The organism is Priestia sp. FSL W8-0001 (assembly GCF_038050335.1).
Taxonomy (GTDB): Bacteria; Bacillota; Bacilli; order Bacillales; family Bacillaceae_H; genus Priestia; species Priestia flexa.
On record NZ_JBBPAL010000001.1, the window covers coordinates 3,746,498 to 3,759,480 of the forward strand.

The 12,983-nt window shown below is 39.7% G+C and carries 7 protein-coding genes; 1 reads left to right on the top strand and 6 read right to left on the bottom strand.

Features of this window, described 5'->3' with window-relative positions; genetic code table 11:
- Positions 1 to 3: 3 nt before the first annotated feature.
- Positions 4 to 2,883: an excinuclease ABC subunit UvrA gene (gene uvrA / locus MKZ18_RS19770; RefSeq protein WP_025907407.1), complete on the bottom strand. Its 2,880-nt coding sequence runs from the start codon at positions 2,881 to 2,883 to the stop codon at positions 4 to 6.
- A gap of 7 nt (positions 2,884 to 2,890) precedes the next feature.
- Entirely contained in the window at positions 2,891 to 4,870 is a 1,980-nt protein-coding gene (gene uvrB / locus MKZ18_RS19775) for an excinuclease ABC subunit UvrB (RefSeq protein ID WP_144593996.1), read from the bottom strand.
- A 290-nt stretch (positions 4,871 to 5,160) separates the two neighbouring features.
- Between uvrB and MKZ18_RS19780 the strand changes: the two genes are divergently transcribed.
- Complete coding sequence (locus MKZ18_RS19780) at positions 5,161 to 6,810, top strand: sigma-54 interaction domain-containing protein (protein ID WP_144593995.1); 1,650 nt, start codon at positions 5,161 to 5,163, stop codon at positions 6,808 to 6,810.
- A gap of 329 nt (positions 6,811 to 7,139) precedes the next feature.
- On the opposite strand, the gene putP is transcribed toward MKZ18_RS19780, so the two are convergent.
- The 4 genes from putP to MKZ18_RS19800 all read right to left on the bottom strand — a co-directional run bounded on the left by putP (position 7,140) and on the right by MKZ18_RS19800 (position 12,696).
- Positions 7,140 to 8,603, bottom strand: coding sequence for a sodium/proline symporter PutP (gene putP, locus MKZ18_RS19785; RefSeq protein ID WP_061786616.1), 1,464 nt, complete (start codon positions 8,601 to 8,603; stop codon positions 7,140 to 7,142).
- 121 nt (positions 8,604 to 8,724) lie between these two features.
- Complete coding sequence (pruA, locus tag MKZ18_RS19790) at positions 8,725 to 10,293, bottom strand: L-glutamate gamma-semialdehyde dehydrogenase (protein WP_061786617.1); 1,569 nt, start codon at positions 10,291 to 10,293, stop codon at positions 8,725 to 8,727.
- Positions 10,294 to 10,317: 24 nt separating this feature from the next.
- Positions 10,318 to 11,232, bottom strand: coding sequence for a proline dehydrogenase family protein (locus MKZ18_RS19795; RefSeq protein ID WP_025907011.1), 915 nt, complete (start codon positions 11,230 to 11,232; stop codon positions 10,318 to 10,320).
- Between the two features lie 273 nt (positions 11,233 to 11,505).
- Positions 11,506 to 12,696 (bottom strand): PDZ domain-containing protein, encoded by a 1,191-nt coding sequence (locus MKZ18_RS19800; protein ID WP_025907012.1) that lies wholly within the window; start codon positions 12,694 to 12,696, stop codon positions 11,506 to 11,508.
- Between the last annotated feature and the right edge of the window lie 287 nt (positions 12,697 to 12,983).

Sequence of the window (12,983 nt, forward strand, 5' to 3'; positions counted from 1 at the left end):
ATTTTATGCTTTGCCAACTGTTTGAACTTCCTTTATCTTCTCATCCATACGCTTTCGATCACGTTCTAAAATTGGCTTTAAATACTTACCTGTATAGGAACCTTTCACTTCAGCGACTTCTTCTGGTGTACCTGTACCAACAATTTGACCACCTTGATCTCCGCCTTCAGGTCCTAAATCAATTAAATAATCTGCTGCTTTAATAATATCAAGATTGTGTTCAATAACGAGAACCGTGTCACCATTTTCAACGAGTCGTTGCAATACTTTTAGAAGTCGTGCAATATCGTCAATATGCAGACCTGTTGTTGGCTCATCTAAAATGTAAAGCGTTCGGCCCGTTGATCGGCGATGCAGCTCAGAAGCTAGCTTTACACGCTGCGCTTCCCCTCCTGATAGGGTTGTAGCAGGCTGCCCAAGCGTAATATATCCAAGTCCTACGTCATAGATTGTTTGTAGCTTACGCTTGATTTTCGGTATGTTTTCAAAGAAATGCAGAGCATCCTCGACCGTCATATCCAGCACGTCTGAAATATTATGGTCTTTATATTTAACTTCTAACGTTTCGCGGTTGTAGCGCTTGCCATGACATACTTCACAAGGTACATATACGTCCGGCAAAAAGTGCATTTCAATTTTAATGATTCCGTCTCCACGACACGCTTCACAGCGACCTCCCTTTACGTTAAAGCTAAAACGACCTTTTTTATAACCACGTACTTTTGCTTCGTTCGTTTGGGCAAATACGTCACGAATATCATCAAAAACACCCGTATACGTAGCTGGATTAGAGCGTGGTGTACGTCCAATTGGAGATTGATCAATATCAATCACTTTATCTAAGTGCTCAATTCCTTTGATTTCTTTATGCTCTCCAGCCCTACTTTTGGCTTTATGAAGCTTTTGAGCAAGCGTTTTGTGTAAAATATCATTTACCAGCGTACTTTTCCCTGAACCTGATACGCCTGTTACTGCTGTAAACGTTCCAAGTGGAATACTTACCTTCACATTTTTTAAATTGTTTTCTTTTGCACCTACAATGTCAATCATTCGGCTCTTATCAATTGCGCGGCGCTCTGTTGGCAGCGGAATAAAACGCTCTCCCGATAGATACTGACCTGTTAATGAATTTGGATCTGCCATCACTTCTTTTGGTGTTCCCTGTGACACAACCGCTCCTCCATGCACACCGGCACCAGGACCAATATCAATTAAATAATCGGCAGCAAGCATCGTATCTTCATCGTGCTCAACAACAATTAATGTATTCCCAATGTCTCTCATATCTTGCATCGTTCGAATAAGGCGATCATTATCACGCTGATGGAGACCAATGGACGGTTCATCTAAAATGTAAAGAACCCCTGTTAAACGTGAGCCAATTTGCGTTGCTAGTCGAATACGCTGTGCTTCTCCACCAGATAACGTTCCAGCTGAACGATTAATTGTGAGGTAATCTAAGCCGACATTCACTAAGAAACTGAGGCGTTCTTTAATTTCTCTTAAAATCATGTCTGCAATTTTCATTTCTTTATCAGAAAGCTGCAGGCTGCTAAAGAAATTGTACGCTTCTTGTACAGAAAAACGCGTCACGTTACCGATATGCTTAGAATCAATTAAAACAGCAAGCGCTTCTTTCTTTAAGCGGTGGCCCTTACACATTGGACAAGGCTGTTCGGCCATATATTTTTCCATTTGCTCACGAATATAATCAGAGCTGGTTTCATGATAACGACGCTCTACGTTTGGAATTACACCTTCGAACAAGATTTCATTTTCACGCACTTGTCCAAAGTCATTTTCATAGCGGAAATATATTTTTTCGCCATCGCTTCCATGCAAGATTTTATCTAATAAATGCTTAGGTAAGTCTTTTACCGGCACGTCCATATCGATGCTATAATGAGCGCAAACTGCTTCTAGCATTTGTGGATAGTACTGAGAACTTGTTGGAGCCCATGGAGCAATAGCATTTTCTCGTAATGTTAACGTATCATCCGGAATCACCAGTTCATGGTCAACTTTAAGCTTCATTCCTAGTCCATCACATGCTGTACAAGCACCATAAGGACTGTTGAATGAAAACATTCTCGGTTCAAGCTCTCCAATTGAAAAACCACATTTTGGACATGCATGATGCTCACTAAATAAAAGCTCTTCTTCACCAATGATGTCGATAATAACCTTTCCATCACCGAGTTTTAGAGCCGTTTCTAGGGAGTCAGATAAACGAGACTGTACGCCTTCTTTTACCACGATTCGATCGATAACCACTTCAATCGAATGTTTTTTATTTTTGTCTAGCTCAATTTCCTCTGTTACTTCGCGCATTTCTCCATCTACGCGCACACGCACGTATCCTTGCTTTTTAATATCTTCTAAGGCCTTTACATGCGCACCTTTTCGCCCAGACACAACGGGAGCCAGCACTTGTAATTTTGTACGCTCTTTGTACTCTAAAATACGGTCCACCATCTGCTCAATGGTCTGAGATGTAATTTCAATCCCGTGGTTTGGACAAGTCGGTCTCCCTACACGCGCAAACAGCAAGCGTAAATAATCATAAATTTCCGTAACGGTTCCTACAGTTGAACGAGGGTTGCGGCTCGTTGTTTTTTGATCGATTGAGATAGCCGGAGACAAACCTTCAATGGAATCCACGTCCGGCTTGTCCATCTGACCAAGGAACTGCCGAGCATACGCTGATAATGACTCCACGTAACGTCTCTGACCTTCTGCATAAATCGTATCAAAAGCAAGCGATGATTTACCAGAACCTGATAAGCCTGTTAGTACGACCAGCTTATCACGTGGAATTTCAATATCGATATTTTTTAAATTATGAGCGCGCGCGCCCTTTATTACGATTTTCTCCATGGCCATCTTGCCATCACCCTTCTGCTTTTAATTCTAAAAGAAGATCACGAAGCTCAGCTGCTCGTTCAAAGTTAAGAGCTTTTGCTGCTCCCTTCATTTCTTCTTCCATTTCTTGAATTATTTTTTGCTTTTCTTTTCCAGTCATTTTATCAAACGCAGGTGCTTGATCGTAGCTTTCAGTATCCTCAGCTACAATTGTTGCTCGAATTGCACCTCGAACTTCTTTTTGAATTGTCTGCGGCGTAATGCCGTGTTTTTCATTGTATGCTTCTTGAATGCTGCGACGACGATTCGTTTCACTAATCGCAATTTCCATCGAGTTAGTGATGCGATTTGCGTACATAATAACGTGACCATTAGCGTTACGAGCCGCTCGACCAATTGTTTGGATAAGTGAACGCTCTGATCGTAGAAATCCTTCTTTATCTGCATCTAATATCGTGACAAGTGACACTTCAGGAATGTCGAGTCCTTCCCTTAGAAGGTTAATTCCAACTAAAACGTCAAATTTACCAAGACGCAAATCACGAATAATTTCAATTCGCTCAAGCGTTTTAATTTCAGAATGCAAATACTGTACTTTAATGCCGATTTCTTTTAAATAATTCGTTAAGTCCTCTGACATTTTTTTCGTTAGCGTTGTAATGAGAACGCGCTCGTTTTTCGCAATTCGATCTTGAAGCTCTCCAATTAAATCATCAATCTGCCCTTCAATTGGTCTCACTTCAATATTTGGATCCAATAATCCCGTTGGTCGAATGATTTGTTCAATAACATCAGACGCTTTTTCAAGTTCATAAGGCCCTGGCGTTGCCGAAACGTGAACAATTTGATGGATATGATCTTCAAATTCATCGAATTTCAACGGACGATTATCAAGCGCTGAAGGAAGACGAAAACCATGGTCAACAAGCACTTGTTTTCGCGCTTGGTCCCCGTTATACATTCCGCGAATTTGTGGAATAGTCACATGTGATTCATCGACTACAAGAAGAAAGTCTTCTGGGAAGAAATCTAGCAGCGTGTATGGTGTCGATCCTGGTGGACGTAGCGTTAAATGACGAGAGTAGTTTTCAATTCCGGAACAGAACCCCATCTCTCTCATCATTTCTAAATCATAGTTTGTGCGCTGTTCAAGGCGCTGAGCTTCTAATAATTTGCCTGCTTCTCGCATCTTTTCAAGCTGTTCTTGAAGCTCTTTTTCAATATTTTTAATCGCTACTTTCATCTTTTCTTCTCGAGTGACGAAGTGAGACGCCGGGAAGATGGCCACGTGTTCTCTATCGCTAAGGACTTCTCCGGTTAAAGCATCAACTTCTCGAATACGATCAATTTCATCTCCGAAGAACTCAATGCGAATGCAGCGCTCATCTCTTGATGCTGGGAAAATCTCCACCACATCTCCACGCACGCGAAATGTTCCGCGTTTAAAGTCGATGTCATTGCGTTCATACTGCACGTCCACAAGATCTCGAAGTAGCTGATTTCGCTCCTTTTCCATGCCGACACGAAGCGAAACAACCATTTCTTTATATTCTTCCGGTGAACCTAATCCATAAATACAAGATACGCTGGCAATAATGATAACGTCGTTTCTTTCAAACAACGAAGACGTTGCAGAGTGACGTAGCTTATCGATTTCGTCATTAATGCTTGCATCTTTTTCAATAAACGTATCGGTTTGTGGAACATAAGCTTCAGGCTGATAGTAGTCGTAATAGCTCACAAAGTATTCCACTGCGTTATCTGGAAAGAACTCTTTAAACTCGCTATATAGCTGCCCAGCCAACGTTTTATTATGAGCAATAATTAAGGTAGGCTTATTAACCTCCTTAATTACATTAGAAATCGTAAATGTCTTACCTGTTCCTGTTGCACCTAATAACACCTGCTGCTGTTTTCCTTCATGAATACCTTTGACAATTTTTTCAATTGCCTTGGGCTGATCCCCTTTAGGTTCATATGAGGATACTAGCTTAAATTGATCTGCCACAGAGAGGCCTCCATTTCATTAGTGTTAAAATTATAGCACTGTAATCCTTAAAAACACGAACTTATATTCGTATTTTATCATTTCTTTTTATATAATGGAACTGAATAGTATTGGACTGTTCAAATTTTCCTTATTTCTTCATCTCTCCTTTGTATACCCAGTCTGAGCAAATATATAATCCCATTGCGAATTAGCTGGAAAATCGGACAAAAGAAGCGCTTTGCGACCTTATAAAAAGTGTGATACATTTAATTAAAAGTAAGAATATGAAAGGGGTTTAGTACAATCCAATGAGCTCAATTAAAATAAACGACTCCTTTATTTTAACCAGTCCATCTACATCCATATCCCAAATAAAATCGGAACTTTCTAACTTTGAATATGTCATCGTTTTTGATAAGCATTATTACATCTTTCATACAAAAGAACAGTTTGCCCTCCAGAGTGCTTCGATGAGCATGCCTATTATTGATTGGATTCACAAAACCAACTGGTCTCCTTCTACTATCTCTACTTGGCTTGACCTCAAAACATCAAAGGTTAACTGGGAGCGCCCAGTTCTTATTCAAGCATATGAAACTAATTCTATTCACGGTGTACTTCACCCTTCTGACTGGATTCACTATCTACAAGCTGAAAATGAAGATGTTTTCTCTTATTTTGAAACATTAGGAGAGACGATTAACGACGCCGTAACCGTTGTTGACGATAAAGGGAAAGTAGTGCTATGGAATACCGCCGCTGAAAACACTTACAAAATTGCAAAACAAGCAATTGTTGGCGAGTTCATCAATACGTATTTCGATGATGAGTCCATTGTGCTACATAAAATCTTAAACGAAGGTCGACCGATTCGGGGAGCTTACCATAAGCCAAATAAAGAAACGCACGTGTTAGTGAATGCTTCTCCTATTGTAAAAGGCCATAAAGTTATTGGTGCAGTGGCAACTGAGCATGATATTACCAATATTATTCGACTGCACGAAGAAGTGGAACAAGACCCACTGATAGGAGATAAGAGCTTATTTTCTTCTATTATTGGCGAGAACTCTACCCTTGAAGAAGAAATTGAAATGGCTAAAAAAGTTTCGTCTACAAATATTCCTATTTTATTAACGGGTGAAGTAGGATCTGGAAAAGAGCTTCTTGCTCAAGCTATTCATTATGATAGCACAAGGCGAAATGAACCCTTTATTACGCTAAACTGCGCAACCATTCCTCCCGGTCTCATTGATATGGAGTTATTTGGATATCAACAAGGCGTGTTTTCACAGCCTACAACCGATAAAAGGCCTGGGAAATTAGAGCAAGCAGCAAACGGCACCTTATTTATTCAAGACGTTCACAAGATGCCTTTAGACGTTCAAATTAAACTGTGTGACTATCTGGAAAACGCCGCTTATTACATGACGGGAAGTAATGAGCAAGTTCAGGTTAATACAAGAATTATGGCTTCAACCTCTGTACTGTTAGAGAGCTTAATTGAACAAGGAGAGTTTTATGAAGGTCTCTATTATCAACTAACGGTCATTAATATTCATATTCCACCGTTAAAAGAGCGTCGGAATGAAATTCCAACGCTCATTACACAATTTATTGAAGAATTCAGCACAAAGCACGAAAAGATAAAACCAACTCTTGATGAAGAAGTGGTTGAAACGCTTTGTCATCACGATTGGCCTGGTAATGTAAGAGAACTTCGAAATACCATTGAACGGTTAATTTTACTTAACGATTTGCCAACTATTACGGCACAGCACTTACCAGCTGAGTTAAAACGCCAAATCACTCTTCATGAACCCTTGAATGAAACCTCATCTGAAAAGCAGCTCATTCAAGATACGCTAAAAAGAACCTATGGTAATAAGAGCGCCGCAGCTGATTTATTAGGGATTTCAAGAGGAACATTGTATAACAAAATTAAAGAATATGGTTTGTAACGAAAAAGAGTTTGGGACATAACAAAATGATTGCTTCTAAAAGACGAACACTAGCTGTTCCCATCTCTTTAGTTTGTCTCAACACGTTCATTCCATTGCGCTACGGCCACTCGCTTTCCGCGGGGAGGAACCTGAGCTTCCTCGCTGCGCTGCGGGATCTCCGTTTTCCCTCTCTTTCCCGCAGGAGTCGAGTGTCCTACGCTCCATTCCACCCTGTTTCCAACATTGTTTTCACAATCAACAAAAAACCTGAGCGATTAAAAGTTATGAACTCTCAATCGTTCAGGTATAGTAAGGACTGAACTACTTATGTCTCAGTCTCTTTTTCGTTACGCTGATTGATTATATTCTTCAAACTCACTTTGCGTTTTCTCGTTCGGAGCAGGTGTTAATAAGCTTACTACTACAATTCCAACTAAGCTAATTAAGAAACCCGGAATCATTTCGTATAATAAATCCGATAATCCAGGGATTTTTGTCCATACAACAACCGTCACGGCACCAAGCACCATACCTGCTAGCGCTCCCCATTTGTTCATTCGCTTCCAATAAAGGCTCAATAAGATAACAGGGCCAAAAGCAGCTCCAAATCCAGCCCATGCATAGCCGACTAACGATAAGATTGTACCACTTTTATTAAATGCAATCATGACACCAATGATGGATACAAGAAGTACAAATCCACGTCCAATCAACATTAGTTCTTTATCACTTGCTGATCGGCGGAAAAATGTTTTGTACAAATCTTCTGTCAATGAGCTCGAAGTTACAAGAAGTTGTGATGAAATGGTACTCATTACGGCTGCTAATAATGCTGCTAATAAGAACCCTGTAATAATTGGGTGGAATAAAATTGTGCTTAACCCGATAAATACTGTTTCCGGGTCAGCAATTTCTAGACCTTGATTCGTGTAATAAGCTAAACCGACAAACCCTGTCAGCATGGCTCCAACGACTGAAACAAGCATCCAGCTCATTCCAATACGACGAGCAGGCTTGATTTCTTTTACAGATGAGATAGCCATAAATCGCACGATAATATGTGGTTGGCCAAAATAACCTAACCCCCAGGCAAACAGCGAGATGATACCTAAGAAGCTTGTGCCACTAAAAATATTGAATAAGTCCGTATCAATGTTTCGAACCTCACTCATTGCCGGACCAAATCCACCCATCTGTGTAAGAACTACAACTGGCACAAGGATTAAAGCAACAAACATTATAATTCCTTGAACGAAATCGGTCCAACTAACGGCTAAAAAGCCACCAAACAATGTATAAGCTACGACTACTCCAGCTACAACCCATAAGCCTATCTCGTAGTCTAGATTCAGCGTTGTTTCAAAAAGAACGCCTCCTGATACGATTCCTGATGAAACGTAAAAAGTAAAAAATAGAATAATAACAATAGCCGAAATCATACGTAGCATTTTGGAATCATCGTTAAAGCGATTTTCTAAAAACGCTGGAATGGTCATTGAATTATTAGCCACTTCTGTATACTTACGAAGACGAGGTGCAACAAAAAGCCAGTTAGCATATGCACCTAACGTAAGCCCAATTACAATCCACGAAGCGCTTACCCCCTGAACAAACATAGCACCAGGCAACCCCATCATCAACCATCCACTCATATCTGAAGCTCCTGCACTTAAAGCCGTTACGCCTGGGCCTAGCGAGCGTCCTCCCAATACATAGTCTGATAGATTAGAAGTCCTTCGGTACGCATAATAACCAATTAACAACATACCGATCATGTATACCACAATGGAACTTAACAGCTGAATCTCCATCAAATCTCTCCTCTCAAATTTGCATAGAAATAATATACTAGATTTTAATTCAGAAGTAACCAAAAATTTTATGATAAAAAAATAATCAGAAAGGGCACAGTGCCCCTCTGATTAAATCCATTTAAATCTTTCTAGCTGTCATTTTCCCTTGTGTAAATAGAAGTAGATAGTCATAGCCACCCGCTTTAGAGTCCGTTCCTGACATATTGAAACCACCAAAAGGATGTACTCCTACCAACGCACCCGTACATTTTTTGTTAATGTACAAGTTTCCGCAGTGCATTTCATTTAGAGCAGTCGAAATACGATTCTCATCGCGAGAGAAGAATCCGCCCGTTAACCCGTAATCTGTATCGTTATAAATCTCAATTGCTTCTTTCCAGTCAGCTGCTTTTGCCATCGCAAGAACAGGCCCAAAGATTTCTTCTTTCATGATGCGTGCCTGCGGACTCACATCTCCAAATACAGTTGGTTCGATATAGAAGCCATTCCCTTCAGCCGGACCACCGCCTGTTAGAAGCGTTCCTTCACCTTTTCCAGTCTCAATATACGACAAGATTTTATTGTATGCTTTTTGATCAATTACTGGACCCACTGCATGATTTTCTTCCGGCAGTCCAATGCTAAGCTTTTTCGTACGTTCTACGACCTTTTCTACCACTTCATCATAAACAGATTCCACGATAATTGCACGAGAACCTGCTGAACACTTTTGTCCTTGGAAGCCGAATGCTGCTGCCACAATTCCATCAGCAGCTGCATCTAAATCAGCTGTTTCATCTACTACAATTCCATCTTTACCGCCCATTTCAGCAATAACACGCTTTAACCAAATCTGTCCAGACTGTACTTTAGACGCCCTTTCGTAAATACGACAACCAACTTCACGTGAACCCGTGAAGGAAACAAAGCGTGTTTTTGGGTGCTCAACCAAGTATTCGCCTACTTCAATACCATCTCCTGGCACAAAGTTTAAGACTCCTTCCGGTAATCCTACTTCTTTCATGAGCTCTACAAATTTAGCCGCAATAACCGGAGCTGAATCAGCTGGTTTTAAGATAACTGTGTTCCCCGATACAATTGCCGCTACGGTCGTTCCTGCCATAATTGCGAGTGGGAAATTAAATGGTGAGATGATCACCCCTACTCCAAGTGGAATATACGCCATTCGCGTCTTTTCACCATCTACAGGCGTTAATGGCTGATTAATGTGCGTCTCGCTAAGGCGAAGCATTTCTCTTGCATAAAACTCCATAAAATCAATTGCTTCTGCTGTATCTGCATCTGCCTCAGCCCAATTTTTCCCTACTTCATAAACGAGCATCGCAGAGAATTCATGCTTACGTTGACGCATCAAATCCGCTGCTTTAAATAAATAGTCCGCACGCTCAGACGGTGAAACGTTCTTCCACATTTCAAACGTTGTTAACGCTTGTTGCATTGCTTGCTCCGCTAAAGCCGTTGTTCCTTTGCTCACGCGCCCAATGACGTCATCTTTACTTCCAGGATTGATTGACACAATATAATCTCCTGTATCAATTGTTTCGCTACCAATTGAAATTGGGTAGGTTCCCCCTAGCTTACCCTTTACTTTTTCTAACGCTTTTTCCATCGCTACTTTATTTGCTTCAACTGTAAAATCAGTGAAAGGTTCATTTTTAAATACAGATGGTTTTGTTGTAATTGTCATATTCATCTACCCCTTTATGTGAAATTATTTTACAAAATTCTTTAATACAAACCATACATTCGCCGGGCGCTCAGCTAAACGGCGCATAAAGTACCCAAACCAATCTACACCGTACGGTACGTATACGCGCACCTTGTAACCTTCTTTAATAAGCTTATCTTGTAAATCAACACAAATACCGTACAGCATCTGAAATTCAAATTGATCCTTTGGAATATTCAGTTTTTTAACCAACTCTTTCGTATAGTCAATCATTGCCTCATCATGGCTTGCCACGGCTGTGTAGTTGCCGTTTTCTAAATGCATTTTAATAATTTCTTTAAGGTTTTCATCCACATCTTTTTTTGCTGGAAATGCTACTTCAGGTGACTCTTTATATGCCCCTTTTACTAAGCGTAAGTTTGCTTGATATTGATTTAGGTCTTTAATGTCTTGCTGCGTACGATATAGATATGCTTGAATCACAATTCCAACGTTATCATAGTCTTTTCGCAGCTCTTTATATATATCTAGTGACTGCTGACAATGAGCATAATCTTCCATATCAATTCGAACAAAAATCCCATGCATTTTGGCAACCTCAAGAATTTTGCGCATATTATCCATGCAGAGCTCTTTGCTAATATCTAAACCAAGAGATGTCATCTTCAATGATAAATTCGAATTAACATTTGAATGAGCAATCGCATGTAATGTTTGCACACACATATCGGTAGATTCAGCTGCTTCCTCTTTGGTATACACAAATTCTCCAAGGTGATCTAACGTTGCAACCTTACCTGCAGCGTTCAGCTCTCTACAAGTGTTAATAGCAGATTCAATTGAATCACCTGCCACAAATCTTGCCGCACCCATTCGTAGACCATACCTTTTTGCTAATTTATTCATTGAGTGATTTTTGCCTAACGATTGAAACATCGTTCTCATTAAAACCTCCATCAATACCAAGCCTCCTTCATTACATTAAGATTTAAAAAGATTCTTAACTTACTATATGTTCAGTATACTCTCCTTTCTACAATTTTGTAAACGCTTTCTATATATTTTTTGAACAAATTTGTTTATTTTTTATAAAATATACACTTTTGTTCAATTCGTAACTTGATTATATCTAACACAATAGGAATATACTAGAAAATTGTTAAGACATCTGCCATACTTTTTTTACAAAAAAAACCCTACTTCTTTTAATAAAGAAATAGGGTTTGTCACTTAAACAGCTTCCGATGTTAGCTGCTTGTAGTTATGAACGAATAAAATACCTAGCTCGTGATGTTCATTATCATACAAAGCGCGCTGAGCAAAGCGAACCTCGCCAGAATAATCAAGCACCTCTAATTTACAGAAAGCACGATTATTAACCTGAAGCGCTGCATAAAATTTAGCAACTTCTGATACAGGAACACCGTTTACTTTCGTAATTAACTCTCCAACTTGTAAGCCCATTTTTTCAGCGGGCGATCCTGGAATAATACCCAATATGATAACACCTTCTGATTTTTTTGTGAAAAATGGTGCAGCATTCTCATCTGCTAGACGTTGCTTCGTACTAATCCACTGTCTAACCACAATGGCGAGAGCCGCCACAACAAATGAAAATAGCGGAACAACTAATGTCACAAGCGCCACTAAGACCAAACCAACGCCTAAAAACAACACTCTTTTTCCAGTAAATGAAATCGATGCGCTTGGCAACATACTTTGAATGCGCTGGCTAAAACCTATAGCAAATGGAACAAAAAATAAGCTAAATGACGTTTGACCTACTGTAAGCACTGGCCACCAGCTGAAGGTAGATGTAATTGCATCACCAGGAACTAATAAAAACACAGGAACAACCCAAAGCTTTTGAGAAAAGTGAGCACCAATCTCTTGGCCTCTTTTGCTCTTAATGATAGCAGGAGAGGTTCCTTTTACGCCAAACTTCCAAATCAAATATCCTTCTGCTACTACTAGTAGCGCTAACAAAAACGTTAACGATGGTAAATTTGCATCCTTTAATTCAAGTGACCATGTATGAACAATCCCATCTCCAATTCCCACATTTGGAATAACTAGCGTAGCAAAAATGGTTACGCCCAATACATAAGCGGGCGATAACCACCGAAATGTCCACGGCCCACTCAAAAGAAAAGTAATCAAAGCAACAAACACAAGTGTTCCAATCGTTACGTATGTCCCTACTAAAACAGTGCAAATTGAAAGGATCACGCCAATAATAATGCCTGGAAAAAATAAATACTTCGCTTCTAAGATAAAATCAAATACCCGAACATGAAAGTTTTTTCGTTCACGCTTAACGCGTGCCAGACCAACAAAGAATGAAACCAGTAAAAATAAATAGGTGAGCGGATGTATAAAAAGCTTTCCCGCTCCTTTTAGGATTTCTATTACAACTTCCATCTTTCCACCGCCTACTACTCCCTCAACTTCTTATTTTTTATTTATCACCGCAGATTTGTATGTATAACCAGTAATTTCATTTTAACAAAGTATGATAACAACCGCCAATGTTGTTTTTTTCTAAAAAACAGTCCTCCAAGTACTATAAGAAAAGGAACAAATCATTCATATTTGTATGTTAACTGTCCGTTATACACATATGTGTTCAATTCTATTTACCAAAAAAAGAGTTTGGGACATAACAAAATGATGGCTTCTAAAAGACGAACACTAGCTGTTTCCATCTC

What these genes read in the sequence shown, in the direction of transcription:
- uvrA (WP_025907407.1), bottom strand. Translation starts at nt 2,883, where the DNA reads ATGGCCATGGAGAAAATCGTAATAAAGGGCGCGCGCGCTCATAATTTA.
- MKZ18_RS19780 (WP_144593995.1), top strand. Translation starts at nt 5,161, where the DNA reads ATGAGCTCAATTAAAATAAACGACTCCTTTATTTTAACCAGTCCATCT.
- putP (WP_061786616.1), bottom strand. Translation starts at nt 8,603, where the DNA reads ATGGAGATTCAGCTGTTAAGTTCCATTGTGGTATACATGATCGGTATG.
- pruA (WP_061786617.1), bottom strand. Translation starts at nt 10,293, where the DNA reads ATGACAATTACAACAAAACCATCTGTATTTAAAAATGAACCTTTCACT.
- MKZ18_RS19795 (WP_025907011.1), bottom strand. Translation starts at nt 11,232, where the DNA reads ATGGAGGTTTTAATGAGAACGATGTTTCAATCGTTAGGCAAAAATCAC.
- MKZ18_RS19800 (WP_025907012.1), bottom strand. Translation starts at nt 12,696, where the DNA reads ATGGAAGTTGTAATAGAAATCCTAAAAGGAGCGGGAAAGCTTTTTATA.